The following is a 15,098-nucleotide window of genomic DNA, read 5'->3' as shown; positions in this document are numbered from 1 at the left end:
TTTGCGCTGACAGTGACAGGTTGCGGGCGCGGCGAAAAGAGTGTCAGGCGCGGGCGGTGCCGATCTGGCGCCAGAGAAAGGCCAGGACGAACGCGCCGGTCAGGATCACGATGATCGTGGGCGCGGGCGCGCTGTCCAGCCAGAAGCTGGCCCAGACCCCGCCAAGGCTGGCCAGCCCCGCCACTCCCGCCGCCAGCGCCAGCATGACGGGCAGCCTGCGCGTCAGCAGAAAGGCGATGGCGCCCGGCGCGATCAGCAGGCCCACCGCAAGGATGATCCCCACCGAGGACAGCATCGCCACCACCATCGCCGCGATCATCGCCAGCATCCCGTAATGCAGCCAGTCCACCCGCAGCCCCGCCGCCCGAGCCTGCACGGGATCGAAAGCCAACAGCGCGAAGTCGCGCCACTTGACCAGCAACACCACCAGCACCGCCCCCGCGATGGGCAGCGCCTGTGCAAGATCGTCGGGCGTGACGCCCAGGATGTTGCCGAACAGGATATGGCTCAGATGCAGCCGCCCCGGAAAGGCCAGGATCAGCACCAGGCCAAGCGCGAACATCCCCGCCATGACCACGCCAAGGGCCGTGTCGGGCTTGATCCGGCTGTTCGCGTCCAGCCAGCCCGAGGCCAGCGCGCAGACCATCCCCGCCGCAAAGGCGCCCAGAAGCAGCGGCAACCCCGCCAGATGCGCCAGCACGATGCCCGGCAGAACCGCATGGCTGATCCCGTCCCCGATCAGCGCCCAGCCTTTCAGCACCAGAAAGCAGCTGAGCAGCGCAGCAGGCAGCGCCACGATCAGCGCGATCAGCACGGCCTCGCGCATGACGGGAAAGGAAAAGGGCAGGATCAGCGTCTCGATCATGCCTGCGCCCGCCTTTTGCGGCGCGTCGCCAGCAGGCCGTGTTTCGGCGCGAAAACCAGCGCCAGCAGGAACAGCGCCGTCTGCAGCAGGACGATGATCCCCCCCGTCGCTCCGTCGAGGAAGAAGCTCGCATAGGCTCCGATCGCCGAGGACAGCCCCCCGATCGCGACCGAGATCAGCACCAGATGCGAAAAGCGGTCGGTCAGCAGATAGGCCGTGGCGCCCGGCGTGATGACCAGCGCGATCACCAGAAACGCGCCCACAGTCTGCATCGCGGCGACGGTCGATCCGGCCAGCAGCGTGAAGAACACGATCTTCAGCAGGCCCGGCCGCAGCCCCACCGTCCGCGCATGGCTTTCGTCGAAAAAGACGACCAGCAGGTCGCGCCAGATCACCGACAGCACCGCCAGCGTGACGCCCGCGATGATGACAAGCTGGACCAGATCCTCCGCCGCGATGGCCAGAATGTTGCCAAGCGTGATCGCCTGAAGATCCACCGCCACGGGGTTCAGCGAGACCATGAACAGCCCCACCCCGAAGAAGCCGGTGAAGATCAGCCCGATGATCGCGTCCTGCTTCAGCCCCGTGCGGCTGTTCAGAAACAGCATCGCCAGCGCGGCCAGCCCGCCCGACAGGAAGGCCCCAAGCGCGAAGGGCAGGCCCAGCATATAGGCCCCCGCCACGCCCGGTACGATGGAATGCGAAAGCGCGTCTCCGATCAGGCTCCAACCCTTGAGCATCAGATAGGCCGACAGAAAGGCGCAGGTCGTCCCCACAAGGGCCGAGGCCCAGATGGCCGTGACCATGTAATCATAGGCCAGGGGTTCCAGCATCGTGCCGATCACAGACGCCCCGCGGATTGGTGGCGGTCGTCGTAAAGGATCAGCGGCCGCTCGTCATCGGTGAACACATCCAGCCCGGGCGCGTCGGGATCGTCATGCAGGTCGCTGCCGGCCAGCACGAAATGGCGCAGCGTGCCGCCAAATGCGCGGCGCAGGTTCTGGGGGGTAAAGGTCGTCTCGGTCGGCCCCGAGGCCAGAACCGTGCCCTTCACCATGACCACCCGATCGCAATACTCAGGCACCGCGCCCAGATCATGGGTCGAGACCAGCATCGCCCGCCCCTCGTCCCGCATCGCGGACAGAAGCGCGATGATGCGCCGCTCGGTCTCGACATCGACGCCGGTGAAGGGCTCGTCCAGCAGGATCACGCGTGCATCCTGCGCCAGCGCGCGCGCCAGAAAGACGCGCTTTTTCTGGCCGCCGGACAATTCGCCGATCTGGCGCGCGGCCATGTCCGACAGGCCCACCCGCGCCAGCGCCGCCTCGACCGCCTGACGGTCGGCGGGGCGCGGACGGCGCATCAGGCCCATCTGCCCGTAGCGACCCATCATGACCACATCGCGGACAAGGACGGGAAAGGTCCAGTCAACGTCTTCGGTCTGGGGAACATAGGCGACCAGGTTGCGGCGCAGCGCCTGCGCCACGGGCAGGCCCATGATCCGCGCCTCGCCCCGGCCATGCGGGACCAGCCCCATCAGCGCCTTGAACAGCGTCGATTTTCCCGCCCCGTTCACGCCGACCAGAGCCGTGACCGACCCGGCCGGCACATCGAGGCTGGCATCGCTGAGCGCGGTGACGCCGCTGCGATAGGCGACGGTCAGGTCACGGACGGCAATGGCAGGGGTTTCGCTCATTCGGCGGCCAGTTCGGTGACGATGGTTTCGCCGGTCACGCGCAACAGGTCCAGATAGGTGGGCACGGGGCCGCCGGGATCGGACAGGCTGTCCACATAGAGGATGCCGCCGTAACGCGCGCCCGTCTCGGCGGCGACGCTGCGCGCCGGACGGTCGGATACGGTGCTTTCGGAGAAGATCACCGGCGCGCCCGTCTCGCGCATCAGGTCGATCAGGCGGCGCACCTGCTGGGGCGTGCCCTCGCCTTCAGCATTGATCGGCCACAGATACATCTCGGTCAGGCCGAAATCGCGCGCCAGATAGGAAAAGGCGCCCTCGGACGTGACCAGAAAGCGCCGATCCTCGGGCAGCGCGCGCGCCTGATCGCGCAGCGGCCCGATCACCTCGGCCAGCCGGGCCAGATAGGCCTCGGCATTGGCGGCATAGGTCGCTTGATTGTCGGGATCGACGGCGGAAAGGGCCTCGACGATATTGCTTACGTAGATCGCGGCATTCTCCAGCGACATCCAGGCATGGGGATTGGGCTGGCCCTCATGGCCGCCGCCCGCAATGGCGATGGGCTCGATCCCTTCGGTCAGAACCGCGACCGGCACATCGCCAAGACGTGCCAGGAAAGGGTCGATCCAGCCTTCCAGGTTCATCCCGTTCACAAGGATCAGGTCGGCGTCCTGCACGCCCAGAACGTCGCGCGGGGTGGGCTGGTAATCGTGGATCTCGGCGCCCGGGCGGGTGATCGAATGAACCTTGGCCAGATCGCCCGCGACGTTGCGGGCCATGTCGGCAAGAATCGTGAAGCTGGTCGCGACCTTCACCTGATCGGCCAAGGCCAGAGCGGGAAGGCAGGTCAGAGCGGCGGCAAGCAGACGGGTCATGCAATCCTCCTGTGCCGCATGGATATGCGAATCATTCGCAACTGTCAACAGTTGCGAACCAGTTGCAACTGGCGCCTGTTTGCGGCAAGATGAGCCCATGAGCAAGGAACGCAGAAAAAGGCTGGAACAGGCGCTGCGCGGCGCGGGGGTGCGGGTCACGCGGCAGCGCGCGGCCTTGCTGGGGGTCATCGCGGCGGCATCCGACCATCCGGATGCCGCGGAATTGCACGCGCGGGCGGTCGCGGCAGGGGCAGGTGTCTCGCTGGCGACGGTTTATCGCACGCTGACCACGCTTCAGGCGCAGGGCGTGATCGACAAGCTGGAATTCCAGGGCGAACCTGCCCGGTGGGAGGCCGCCGACGAGGCCCATCACGACCACATGATCGACCTGGACAGCGGCGCGGTGATCGAATTCACCGATGACCGGATCGAGCGCCTTCAGGCCGAGATCGCCGCCGAAATGGGCTATGAAATCGTCCATCACCGGCTGGAACTTTACGTCCGCAAAAGCCGGGGCTGATTGCCGAAGGCCCGGATCATGCTCCGGGCCTTCGGGATTCGTGCTGTGTCAGGCGGCGCGCTCGACCATCATGTGCTTGATGGCGGCGATGGCCTTGGCGGGGTTCAGGCCCTTGGGGCAGGTATTCGTGCAGTTCATGATCGTGTGGCAACGATAGAGCTTGAACGGATCCTCCAGCGCATCCAACCGCTCGCCCGTGGCCTCGTCGCGCGAGTCGATGATCCAGCGATAGGCGTGCAACAGCGCGGCCGGGCCCAGATAGCGGTCGCCGTTCCACCAATAGCTGGGGCACGAGGTCGAGCAGGACGCGCAAAGGATGCATTCATAAAGACCGTCCAGCTTCTTGCGATCCTCGATGGACTGTCGCCATTCCTTGCCGGGCGTCGGCGACTTGGTTTGCAGATAGGGGTTCACGCTCGCGTGCTGGGCGTAGAAATGCGTCAGGTCGGGGACCAGATCCTTGACCACCGGCATATGCGGCAACGGATAGATCGCGATATCGCCCGCGACCTCGTCGATGCCGAAGATGCAGGCCAGGCGGTTGCCGCCGTCAATGACCATCGCGCAGGAGCCGCAGATCCCCTCGCGGCAGGACCGGCGGAAGGACAGGGTCGGGTCGATCTCGTTCTTGATCTTGATCAGTGCATCCAGCACCATCGGGCCGCATTTGTCCAGATCGACGAAATAGGTATCCAGACGCGGGTTCTCTCCCGTTTCGGGATCCCAGCGGTAGATCTTGAACTTGCGGATATTCGTCGCGCCCTCGGGCTTGGGCCAGGTCTTGCCGACCCGGATCTGGCTGTTCTTGGGCAGGGTAAACTGGACCATGGGTTGCTCCTTTCAGGAAGTGCCTTTGGGCGGCCAATCGGCCGCAAACAATGTCTGCGAGCGCGCAACAAGCTCCGCCACCTTGTCACGGATTCCAGGATCAAGCGCCAATCCATTGATGCGGCGCAGAAATTCGGTCGATCCGCTCGAAAGCCGCTCCATCGCGCGACCCTCCAGTGGCGGCAGGGTGGCAATGCGGGCCGGGTCCAGGCCCGCCAGACGCAGAAGCTGGGTGGCAGGGCGGGCAGGATCCGTCTCATCCTCCAGCCGCAGACGGTGGACGCGGCGCGCGCCCAGCTTCGCACCCATGCGGCGGAACAGATCGCCCCAACCGGGCAGGTCCGCCGTGTCGCGCTGGAACCGGTCCCAGTCGCCGGCATAGCCGTCCGTCCGCACCGCCTGCGCCCAGACCGAGGGCTTCCAGTCGGTCATGTTGCGGGTGCAGATCGCAAAGATCGGAGCAAAGCCGCGTTGCTGCGCGACCTTGTCCAGAAGCTGCGCGATCCGGGGCAAGGCGGGGTAAAGCCGCGTCTCGCCGCCATTGCCGGGCATGGCTCCGGCCAGGTTCTCATGGCTGATCAGGGCAGTCTGCGGGCCATCGGGCAGCGTGTCCAGCACATCCTCGAAGGCCGCGCGCAGCGCGTGTTCATTATCGCCGCCGGGGGCAAGGCTGAGACGGATCGCCGCGCGGCCCAAGGGGCGCATCGGCGTGCCCTGCTCGGGCGTGCGGATCATCAGCCGGTCGGCCAAGGCGGAGGCATTCAGCCGCAGAAAACGCTGCAGCGAGGTCGTGCCCGTCTTCTGCACCCCCAGATGCAGAATCATCGGACGGCCCGCGGGCGTGCTGGTGTCAGCCCCTGCCATGATCAACCCCGCCAGCCGGGTTGTTGGTAAAGTCCGCGCGTCGGCATCTGCCCCGAGCGGTTGAGGACGCAGCGATCGAAGACCTGGGCCGGGTCGCGTCCGGCCAGATAATCGCTGCCGACCTCCAGCGTGACGCGGCCCGCGGTGCGGGTGCCGCCGGGGCCGGAGCCGACCCCGATAGCGACCTCGCCCCGCGGACGCTGCGCCAGTTCGGCGTCGCGCAGGCAGCTGCGTTCGGCCTGCTCGACCGGGACCGGTCCGCAGGCGGCCAGACCCAGTGCCAGAGGCAGCAACATTGCAGACAAGGCCCGCGCAAACGCCATCGGATCACGCCCGGCGCGCCGCGGCGGCGATGCACTGCGTTGTGGCCGGACGCGAGACGATGGCCGCCACGCTCTGGCTGACGCCGCTCGAGCCCGCATTCGACATCTGGGCGATGTCGATCAGTTCGGCGGTGGTCGCGTTGTTCATCACGCAATCGGTCCAGGGGGCGACATCCACGCCCTGAAAGCGGTTCTGGATCTCTCGCTGGATCGTGTTGCGCGCCACCTGACGCGACGCGGCATCCAGCGTGGTGGGCGCAGGCGCGGCGACAGGTGCCGGAGGCACCGCCGGACCGGGCACCGGAACGGGCGCGACACAGCCCGCCAGCACGGCAGCGGACAGGCCAAAGGCCGCAAACAGTTTCAAGCGCATCAGTAAACCCTTTTCTTCGGAGCAATCTTCTGCAAGTCGATCCCGCCTTCCTCGACCCTGGTCAAAGGTTCCAGATGAACGGGACGATAGGCCAGTTTAACCTTGTTCCCCTCCACCCAGGCAAGCGAATGCTTGCGCCAGTTGGCATCATCCCGCTCAGGGTAATCCTCGTGCGCGTGGGCGCCGCGGCTTTCCTTGCGCGCCTCGGCCGCGACGATGGTCGCCAAGGCATTGGGCATCAGGTTGGTCAGCTCCAGCGTTTCCATCAGATCGGTGTTCCAGATCAGACCGCGATCCGTGACCTTGAGATCGTCCAGCTTGGCGGCGATCGCCTCCATCTTCCGGCAGCCCTCGGCCAGCGTCTTGTCGGTGCGGAACACGGCGGCATCGGCCTGCATCGTGCGCTGCATCTGGTCGCGCAGCTCGGCGGTGCGCACCGTGCCATTGGCGTGACGCAGCCCGTCGAAGCGGTCCAGCGCGCGGTCCAGTTCGGCCTTGTTGGTCGCGGGAACCGCGCCCGCGCGGTCCACGACCTGACCGGCGCGAATCGCGGCGGCGCGGCCGAAAACCACAAGGTCGATCAGGCTGTTCGAGCCAAGCCGGTTCGCGCCGTGAACCGAGGCGCAACCTGCCTCGCCCACCGCCATCAGGCCCGGGAAGACGCGGTCCGGATCATCCTCGGTCGGGGCCAGAACCTCGCCCCAGTAATTCGTCGGGATACCGCCCATGTTGTAATGCACGGTCGGGATGACCGGGATCGGCGCGCGGGTCACATCGACGCCGGCAAAGATCCTGGCGCTTTCGCTGATGCCCGGCAGACGCTCGGCCAGGGTCTCGGGCGGCAGATGCATCAGGTTCAGGAAGATGTGATCCTTGTGCTCGCCCACGCCGCGGCCTTCGCGGATCTCCAGCGTCATGCAGCGCGAGACCACGTCGCGGCTGGCCAGATCCTTGTAGGTCGGCGCATAACGCTCCATGAAGCGCTCGCCCTCCGAGTTGGTCAGATAGCCGCCCTCGCCCCGCGCGCCTTCGGTGATCAGGCAGCCCGAGCCATAGATGCCCGTCGGGTGGAACTGCACGAACTCCATATCCTGCAAAGGCAGGCCCGCACGCGCCACCATCCCGCCGCCATCGCCGGTGCAGGTATGAGCCGAGGTCGCACTGAAATAGGCGCGGCCATAGCCGCCGGTGGCCAGCACGACCATCTTGGCGTTGAAGACATGGATCGTGCCGTCATCCAGCTTCCAGCAGACGACGCCGGTGCAGCGGCCATCGGTGATCATCAGGTCCAGCGCGAAATATTCGATGAAGAATTCCGCGTTGTTCTTGAGCGATTGACCATAGAGCGTGTGCAGGATCGCGTGGCCGGTCCGGTCGGCCGCAGCGCAGGTGCGCTGCACGGGCGGGCCTTCGCCGAATTCGGTCGTGTGGCCGCCGAAGGGACGCTGATAGATCTTGCCATCCTCGGTCCGCGAGAAGGGCACACCGTAATGCTCGAGCTCATAGACCGCCTTGGGAGCCTCGCGCGCCAGGTATTCCATGGCGTCCGTATCGCCCAGCCAATCCGACCCCTTGACGGTATCATACATGTGCCATTGCCAGTTGTCGGGGCCCATATTGGCCAGACTGGCGGCAATGCCCCCCTGGGCGGCCACCGTGTGGCTGCGGGTCGGAAAGACCTTGGTCACGCAGGCCGTGCGCAGACCCTGTTCGGCCATGCCGAGCGTCGCGCGCAGACCAGCGCCCCCGGCGCCCACCACCACGACGTCATAATCATGCGTTTGGGTTTCGTAAGCAGCCATGTCGTCCTCAGATCACGGGAGTGGTGAAGGCCATCTTGGCCAGCGCAAACAGCGCCGTGGCGATGACGCCCCAGCCGAAGATGTGCGAGACGATGATCGCCACGCGGTTGGCGGTGCCATGCAGGTAATCGTCCAGCATGATCCGCGTGCCCTTGATGAAGTGGATCATGCCCACCACGATGAACAGCGCCGTGACGATCCCGGCAAAAGGGCGGCCGAAATGAGCGATGACCGCCGCGCGTTCCAGACCGATGGCGCCGCCCACGACGATCATGAACAGCGGCGTCAGGATCAGCAGCGCGGCCGAAGTGACAGTCATCTGCCAGTGATGCAGTGTCCCGGTGCGGGCCGAACCCATGCCGATCGCGGCCTTGCGGGGAGTGATGTAGCGCATTGTCTGCCCCCTTGGCTCAGGTGAAGAAGATGATCAGGCTCAGCACGGTCAGCGCGACCGAACCGATGATGATGCCCCACGAGGACCGCTTGGCGTCCTCGATTTCCAGGCCCATGCCCGCGTCGTAGAACAGGTGGCGCACGCCCGAAAGCAGGTGGAACCACAGCGCCCAGGTCGATCCCAGCATCACGAGAAAGCCGATCCAGGACCGCAGCACCCAGTCGGCGGCGGCGAATGCGCCGGGGCTCGAGACGGCGGCGACAAGCCACCAGACCAGCAGCAGAATACCCGCCACCAGCGCGTGGCCGGTGATGCGCGTCATGATCGAGGTGATCGCCGGCAAAGGCAGGCGATAGACCTGAAGATGGGGGGAAAGCGGCCGGTTACCCCGGTTCACATCGGCCATGAGGCGGCCCTCCTTGATCGGTTCTGACAGAACCCGCGCCAGCCACCGTCCTTGGGTTCGGGCTGGCCGCGCGGGCTGGCGATTTGCGGTCTCTTGACCGGTATTGTGGCGACTGTCACTTGCTGATTCCAGACACTGCGCGGAAATGGCGCGGATTCGCAGGCTTTGTGATCACGCACGTCCTGCCTGTGATCACAGGTCGCGCCGCTGGGGGCGGCCTGCCCCGCAAGCCCTTGGCCGCGTTAGCGCAATCGGCGGCGGCGCTGCGAATCCGCCGGTCATTGCTGACCCAGCTTCATGTCGGGATGATAGGGCGTGTCGATCTGTTTCGTGACGGCCTGCCCGCAGCGCATTACCCCGCGCGCCGCATCAAAGGCCATGGTCGGGCTGCCCTGCAACTGCCAGCCCTTCGACAGCGCCTCGCTGACGCGATGGCAGAATTGGGACGTGTCGTCCTCGGTGATCATGCGATAGATCAGGGGCATCACGCGCCTCCGAAGGGCCAGGGGCCGATCCAGCCATGGATGACACCGACAACCAGCGTCACGATCACGGCGCCCGCTGCGGCCATCGCCTCCTTGCGGGCGGGGAACGGGCCGCGGGGGCGGTTCCAGACCGGCACGGCGCGGTTGATCACCACGATCTCGACCAGCGCCCAGACCAGCAGCCCGCCGAACAGGATGAAGGACGGCATGTCGCCGTTGACCAGCAGATGCGCAAAAGCCCAGAGTGAAAATGCCGTCAACTGCGGATGGCGCAGCCAGGCGGTCACGCGGGTCTTCATCCCGTCGGCGGCATAGAGATAGAAGGCCAGCAGCACCAGCAGGTTGTTGATGCCGACGAGAGCCGGATGCGGCCCCCAGAAGAACGCCCCGTCGGCCCGGCGATAGCCCACGACCATCAGCAGCACCGACAGCAGCAGCACCAGCGCGACCAGCCCCTTGCCCCGGTCGCCCATGGCGGCACGACGTTCGGGGGCGATGCGCTTGAAAAGATGCGCGGCCCACCACAGGGCCACGCCAAGGATCAGGATCGTCATCTGGCGTCTCCGGCTGGATCAAGACTGCCCGCAGACTGCCCTTGATGTGCGCCTTTCGCAATCGCCTCGGCGCGGGCGATCAGGTGGCGGGCGGCTTCGACGTGCAGATTCTCGACGATGCGGCCGTCAAGCACCGCAATACCTTGCCCTGCCGCCAGCGCGGCCTGGTAGGCGGCGATCTCGCGGCGGGCCTGCGCGATCTCGGCCTCGGTCGGGCCAAAGCACGCATTGGCAATGGCGATCTGGTCGGGATGGATCAGGGTCTTGCCGTCAAAGCCCAGGTCGCGCCCCTGTTCGGCCTCGGCCCGCAGGCCGTCGATGTCGCGAAAGGCGTTATAAACCCCGTCGAGGATCAGCCGGTCATGCGCCCGCGCCGCCAGCAGGCAGGCGCCAAGCGCGGGCAGCAGCGGCAGGCGGTCGGCCCGGTTGCGGCAGCGCAATTCCCGGGCCAGATCGTTGGTGCCCATGACCAGGGCGTGCAGGCGCGGATGCGCGGCGATCTGCGGGGCCGACAGAACGCCCTGCGGCGTCTCGATCATCGCCCAGAGCGGCAGACCGGGCACCAGAGCCGCCAAGGCGTCCAGATCCTGCGGCCCGGCGGTCTTGGGCAGCAGCACCCCATCCAGATGGCCCGCCATCCGTGCGGCCAGCGCCGCGTCATCGGCGCCCCAGGGCGTGGTCAGCGCGTTGATCCGCAGGATGCGCTGGCGCGGGCCGTAATCGGCCTGAAGCGCGCGGGCCAGATGGTCACGCGCCCCGGCCTTGGCATCAGGGGCAACGGCATCCTCCAGATCGAACAGGATGGCATCGACGGGCAGGTCACGGGCCTTTTCCATCGCGCGGGGATTTGCGGCGGGGATATAGAGGGCGGAACGGATCATCTGGCCTCCGGTTGGGCGGTCTGCCCAGACCTAACCCGCCAGTTCCGTCCGGGCCAGTCCTTGCGGGGCCAACCGGCCCGGGACCAGCGCCTGCGCAAACCCGGATCACCGCGAGCTGCGGCGCAATCCCCCCTCGACCGGCAGCCTTTACGCGCCCCCTGTTCCGGGGCGAGTCATCAAAGGCGGGGCGGGGAATCACGGGTGTTAGGGATACCAACGCCGCGCCGCAGCGCACGGGCCTTGCGATTCGTTGCGCGAGCCTCTAACCACCGCGCAACATTTCACCTGGACAATCGGAGGTAATCCATGGCCCGACCCAAGATCGCACTCATCGGTGCGGGGCAGATCGGCGGCACGCTGGCACATCTGGCCGCGATGAAGGAACTGGGCGATGTTGTGCTGTTCGACATCGCCGAGGGCACGCCGCAGGGCAAGGCCCTGGACATCGCGCAATCGGGCCCCTCCGAGGGCTTCGACGCCGTGATGAAGGGCACCAACGATTACGCCGATATTGCAGACGCGGATGTCTGCATCGTCACCGCCGGCGTGCCGCGCAAGCCGGGCATGAGCCGCGACGATCTGCTGGGCATCAACCTCAAGGTCATGAAGGCCGTGGGCGAAGGCATCGCCAAATACGCGCCGAACGCCTTCGTCATCTGCATCACCAACCCGCTGGACGCGATGGTCTGGGCGCTGCGCGAATTCTCGGGCCTGCCGCACAACAAGGTCTGCGGCATGGCGGGTGTGCTGGATTCGGCGCGCTTCCGCCACTTCCTGAGCCTGGAATTCGGTGTGTCGATGCGTGACGTGACGGCCTTCGTTCTGGGCGGTCATGGCGATACGATGGTGCCGCTGGTGCGCTATTCGACCGTCGCGGGCATCCCGCTGCCGGATCTGGTCAAGATGGGCTGGACCACGCAGGAAAAGCTGGACGCCATCGTCCAGCGCACCCGCGACGGCGGCGCCGAGATCGTGGGCCTGCTCAAGACCGGCTCGGCTTTCTACGCCCCCGCGACCAGCGCGATCGAGATGGCCGAGGCCTATCTCAAGGACCAGAAGCGCGTCCTGCCCTGCGCGGCCTATGTGGACGGCGCCTATGGCCTCAAGGGTCTTTATGTCGGCGTGCCGACCCTGATCGGCGCAGGCGGTGTCGAGAAGATCATCGACATCAAGCTGGACAGGGACGAACAGGCGATGTTCGACAATTCGGTCAATGCGGTCAAGGGCCTGGTCGAGGCCTGCAAGGGCATCGACAGCGCGCTGGCCTGATCCGGCCCGTCGCACGATCATCCGTCAGACCAGCGAAAGGGTCCGGCCTCTGGCCGGGCCCCTTTTGCTTGCCCGGCCCGATTTCTCGTTGCGATACCGCACCACGGGCCTTGCAAGCCGCGCATCCATCATGCGTGCGCAATCCGAATCGACCTGCTTGATCGACCTGCTTGCGCTATCAGGCGACAGGCTGTGATCACAGCATTTCAGGCTGTGATCACATTGGTCGCTTTCCCGCCATTTTTCCCGATTTCGCCGCGATTTCAGTTCTCGGTCCCTTCGGCTTGTGGCACAAGGCGCCAAATCCTGGAACCGAACGAGGGGGCCCCGATGAACATTCACGAATATCAGGCCAAGGCGCTGCTGCGGCAATATGGCGCGCCCGTCAGCGATGGCCGCATCGTGATGAAGGCCGACGAGGCCAAGACCGCTGCCGGCGAACTTGATGGCCCGCTCTGGGTGGTGAAGGCGCAGATCCATGCAGGCGGCCGCGGCAAGGGCAGCTTCAAGGAAGCCGAAGCCGGTGAAAAGGGCGGCGTCCGCCTGGCCAAGTCGGTCGAGGAAGCCGAGGAGCTGACCCGTCAGATGCTGGGCCGCACCCTGGTCACGCATCAGACCGGCCCCGCCGGCAAGCAGGTCAACCGCGTCTATATCGAGGATGGCAGCGACATCGCGCGCGAGCTGTATCTGGCGCTGCTGGTGGATCGCCAGACCTCGCGCGTCAGTTTCGTCGCCTCGACCGAGGGCGGCATGGACATCGAGGAAGTGGCCGCCCACACCCCCGAGAAGATCGTCAGCTTCTCGGTCGATCCGGCCTCGGGCCTGTCGGACTTCCACGGCCGCCGCGTGGCCTTTGCCCTGGGCCTGGAAGGCGCGCAGGTCAAGCAATGCGTAGCCCTGGTCAAGAACCTGTATCGCATGTTCATCGAAAAGGACATGGAGATGCTGGAGATCAACCCGCTGATCGTGACCCCCGAGGGCCAGATCAAGTGCCTCGACGCCAAGATGGGCTTCGACAACAACGCGCTCTATCGTCAGCCCGACATCCTGGCGCTGCGCGACGAGACCGAGGAAGACCCGAAGGAACTGGCCGCCTCGAAGTTCGACCTGAACTATATCGCGCTGGACGGTGAAATCGGCTGCATGGTCAACGGCGCGGGCCTGGCCATGGCGACCATGGACATCATCAAGCTCTACGGCGCGGAACCGGCGAACTTCCTGGATGTCGGCGGCGGCGCGACCAAGGAGAAGGTCACCGAGGCGTTCAAGATCATCACCTCGGACCCGAACGTGAAGGGTATCCTGGTCAACATCTTCGGCGGCATCATGCGCTGCGACATCATCGCGGAGGGCATCATCGCCGCCGTGAAGGAGGTCGGCCTGCAGGTCCCGCTGGTCGTGCGCCTGGAGGGCACGAATGTGGAGCTGGGCAAGGAGATCATCGCCAAGTCGGGCCTGAACGTGATCGCCGCCGACGACCTGTCGGACGCCGCGCAGAAGATCGTCAAGGCGGTCAAGGGCTGACCCATCCGGGCGCGCGCGGGGCGCGTCCTCCTCTGGAACATCGCGGCGCATGGGCGTCGCTTACGCAAGGAGGCCATGATGGCCGTTCTCGTTGACAAGAATACCAAAGTCATCTGCCAGGGGATCACGGGGTCTCAAGGCACCTTCCACACCGAACAGGCGATCGCCTATGGCACGCAGATGGTCGGCGGCGTGACACCGGGCAAGGGCGGCACCACCCATCTGGGCCTGCCGGTCTTCAACTCGGTCCATGAGGCCGTGGCCAGGACGGGCGCCAATGCGACTGCGATCTATGTGCCGCCCCCCTTTGCGGCGGATTCGATCCTGGAGGCCATCGACGCCGAGGTGCCGTTGATCGTCTGCATCACGGAGGGCATCCCGGTCCTGGACATGATGCGAGTCAAACGTGCCCTTGCCGACAGCAAGTCGCGCCTGATCGGGCCGAACTGCCCGGGCATCATGACGCCGGACGAATGCAAGATCGGCATCATGCCGGGCAGCATCTTCCGCCGCGGTTCCGTGGGCGTCGTGTCGCGTTCGGGCACGCTGACCTATGAGGCGGTCAAGCAGACCTCGGATGTGGGTCTGGGCCAGTCCTCGGCCGTCGGCATCGGCGGCGACCCGATCAAGGGGATGGAGCATATCGACGTGCTGCAGATGTTCCTGGACGATCCCGAAACCGAGTCGATCATCATGATCGGCGAGATCGGCGGTTCGGCCGAGGAAGAGGCCGCCGAATTCCTGGCCGAGCAGAAGCGCAAGGGCAAGTGGAAGCCCACCGCGGGCTTCATCGCTGGCCGCACGGCGCCTCCGGGCCGCCGCATGGGCCATGCCGGCGCGATCGTCTCGGGCGGCAAGGGCGACGCGGAGAGCAAGATCGAGGCCATGAAGAAGGCCGGGATCGTGGTCGCCGACAGCCCCGCCGGACTGGGCGAGGCCGTGCTGAAGGCGATCAAGGGTTGATGATTTGACCCCCCGCCCCCCATCTTTCATAGGGGGCGGCATGACAGGGGAAGGGCCAGACAGTGACAGGACCAAGGGCGGATCAGCCCCGGCAAGACGCGACGCAACGCCCGGCGCTGCGCCACCTGCCCCTGTCGCTGGCGGCCTTTCTGGCGTTGACGGCCTGCGGCGAGCGGATGACGACCGACATCCTGCCCGGCGGCGTTCCGGCCCGCACCGACCTGCATCGGGCAACGACGCTTCCGCCCGCCCCGGTCCGCACCGTGGCGCGGCGCGACTTCGGTTGGCGGGTGATCTACCTACCCGCGCTGGCGCCCCCCGATGCCGAAAGCCGCGCGGCCGTCGCCTTGTGCGGGCTGGAACGGCGCGCCCCCGCCTTTGTCCGGCCGCAGCCGAGGCTGGACCCCCTCGCCGATCCCGGCGCCCGCATCTTCGATATTCACTGCGCCTGAGCGCGCCTTTCCGCCCTGAACCGGGGA

19 protein-coding genes are annotated in these 15,098 nt (G+C 66.3%); 5 read left to right on the top strand and 14 right to left on the bottom strand.

What is annotated here, in order from left to right:
* Positions 1–43 precede the first annotated feature (43 nt).
* From KY389_RS06805 to KY389_RS06790, 4 genes are read right to left on the bottom strand one after another with little or no spacing between them, the layout of a single operon-like run.
* Positions 44–865, bottom strand: a complete 822-nt coding sequence (locus KY389_RS06805; RefSeq protein ID WP_219830105.1) for a metal ABC transporter permease — start codon at positions 863–865, stop codon at positions 44–46.
* The gene (locus KY389_RS06800) at positions 862–1,698 is read right to left on the bottom strand and encodes a metal ABC transporter permease (protein WP_246588000.1); all 837 of its coding nucleotides are present in this window, start codon (positions 1,696–1,698) and stop codon (positions 862–864) included. Before KY389_RS06800 ends, KY389_RS06805 begins: the two co-directional genes overlap by 4 nt.
* 8 nt (positions 1,699–1,706) lie before the next feature.
* The gene (locus KY389_RS06795) at positions 1,707–2,561 is read right to left on the bottom strand and encodes a manganese/iron ABC transporter ATP-binding protein (protein WP_219830104.1); all 855 of its coding nucleotides are present in this window, start codon (positions 2,559–2,561) and stop codon (positions 1,707–1,709) included.
* On the bottom strand, positions 2,558–3,433 hold the full coding sequence (locus KY389_RS06790) for a metal ABC transporter substrate-binding protein (RefSeq protein ID WP_219830103.1): 876 nt from the start codon (positions 3,431–3,433) through the stop codon (positions 2,558–2,560). The genes KY389_RS06795 and KY389_RS06790 overlap by 4 nt, the downstream gene beginning before the upstream one ends.
* Positions 3,434–3,530: 97 nt before the next feature.
* Between KY389_RS06790 and KY389_RS06785 the strand changes: the two genes are divergently transcribed.
* Positions 3,531–3,953: a Fur family transcriptional regulator gene (locus KY389_RS06785; protein ID WP_219830102.1), complete on the top strand. Its 423-nt coding sequence runs from the start codon at positions 3,531–3,533 to the stop codon at positions 3,951–3,953.
* A 48-nt stretch (positions 3,954–4,001) separates the two neighbouring features.
* On the opposite strand, the gene KY389_RS06780 is transcribed toward KY389_RS06785, so the two are convergent.
* The 10 genes from KY389_RS06780 to KY389_RS06735 form a co-directional block, all read right to left on the bottom strand.
* Positions 4,002–4,781, bottom strand: coding sequence for a succinate dehydrogenase iron-sulfur subunit (locus tag KY389_RS06780; protein ID WP_219830101.1), 780 nt, complete (start codon positions 4,779–4,781; stop codon positions 4,002–4,004).
* A gap of 12 nt (positions 4,782–4,793) precedes the next feature.
* Entirely contained in the window at positions 4,794–5,645 is an 852-nt protein-coding gene (locus KY389_RS06775; RefSeq protein WP_219830100.1) for a hypothetical protein, read from the bottom strand.
* Positions 5,646–5,647: 2 nt separating this feature from the next.
* Positions 5,648–5,968: a hypothetical protein gene (locus KY389_RS06770; RefSeq protein WP_246587999.1), complete on the bottom strand. Its 321-nt coding sequence runs from the start codon at positions 5,966–5,968 to the stop codon at positions 5,648–5,650.
* Between the two features lie 4 nt (positions 5,969–5,972).
* On the bottom strand, positions 5,973–6,341 hold the full coding sequence (locus KY389_RS06765) for a hypothetical protein (RefSeq protein WP_219830099.1): 369 nt from the start codon (positions 6,339–6,341) through the stop codon (positions 5,973–5,975).
* Entirely contained in the window at positions 6,341–8,143 is a 1,803-nt protein-coding gene (sdhA, locus tag KY389_RS06760) for a succinate dehydrogenase flavoprotein subunit (RefSeq protein ID WP_219830098.1), read from the bottom strand. The genes KY389_RS06765 and sdhA overlap by 1 nt, the downstream gene beginning before the upstream one ends.
* 7 nt (positions 8,144–8,150) lie before the next feature.
* Positions 8,151–8,537 (bottom strand): succinate dehydrogenase, hydrophobic membrane anchor protein, encoded by a 387-nt coding sequence (locus KY389_RS06755; RefSeq protein WP_219830097.1) that lies wholly within the window; start codon positions 8,535–8,537, stop codon positions 8,151–8,153.
* Between the two features lie 16 nt (positions 8,538–8,553).
* Entirely contained in the window at positions 8,554–8,943 is a 390-nt protein-coding gene (gene sdhC, locus KY389_RS06750; protein ID WP_219830096.1) for a succinate dehydrogenase, cytochrome b556 subunit, read from the bottom strand.
* A 278-nt stretch (positions 8,944–9,221) separates the two neighbouring features.
* Positions 9,222–9,428, bottom strand: coding sequence for a DUF1737 domain-containing protein (locus KY389_RS06745; RefSeq protein ID WP_219830095.1), 207 nt, complete (start codon positions 9,426–9,428; stop codon positions 9,222–9,224).
* Positions 9,428–9,982 (bottom strand): NnrU family protein, encoded by a 555-nt coding sequence (locus KY389_RS06740; RefSeq protein ID WP_219830094.1) that lies wholly within the window; start codon positions 9,980–9,982, stop codon positions 9,428–9,430. Before KY389_RS06740 ends, KY389_RS06745 begins: the two co-directional genes overlap by 1 nt.
* Entirely contained in the window at positions 9,979–10,863 is an 885-nt protein-coding gene (locus KY389_RS06735; RefSeq protein WP_219830093.1) for an HpcH/HpaI aldolase/citrate lyase family protein, read from the bottom strand. Before KY389_RS06735 ends, KY389_RS06740 begins: the two co-directional genes overlap by 4 nt.
* A gap of 306 nt (positions 10,864–11,169) precedes the next feature.
* On the opposite strand from KY389_RS06735, the gene mdh reads away from it, so the two are divergent.
* The 4 genes from mdh to KY389_RS06715 all read left to right on the top strand — a co-directional run bounded on the left by mdh (position 11,170) and on the right by KY389_RS06715 (position 15,071).
* A complete protein-coding gene (mdh, locus tag KY389_RS06730; protein WP_219830092.1) occupies positions 11,170–12,132 on the top strand; it encodes a malate dehydrogenase in 963 nt (320 codons plus the stop codon).
* A gap of 330 nt (positions 12,133–12,462) precedes the next feature.
* A complete protein-coding gene (gene sucC, locus KY389_RS06725; RefSeq protein ID WP_219830091.1) occupies positions 12,463–13,656 on the top strand; it encodes an ADP-forming succinate--CoA ligase subunit beta in 1,194 nt (397 codons plus the stop codon).
* 78 nt (positions 13,657–13,734) lie between these two features.
* Entirely contained in the window at positions 13,735–14,619 is an 885-nt protein-coding gene (sucD, locus tag KY389_RS06720) for a succinate--CoA ligase subunit alpha (protein WP_219830090.1), read from the top strand.
* Positions 14,620–14,681: 62 nt separating this feature from the next.
* Entirely contained in the window at positions 14,682–15,071 is a 390-nt protein-coding gene (locus tag KY389_RS06715) for a hypothetical protein (RefSeq protein WP_219830089.1), read from the top strand.
* Positions 15,072–15,098: the final 27 nt, after the last annotated feature.

The sequence above is a fragment of the Paracoccus bogoriensis genome (assembly GCF_019431455.1).
In the GTDB taxonomy this organism is placed as follows: domain Bacteria; phylum Pseudomonadota; class Alphaproteobacteria; order Rhodobacterales; family Rhodobacteraceae; genus Paracoccus; species Paracoccus bogoriensis.
The sequence above is the reverse complement of the archived record's forward strand: the minus strand, read 5'-3'. Positions and strand labels throughout refer to the sequence as shown.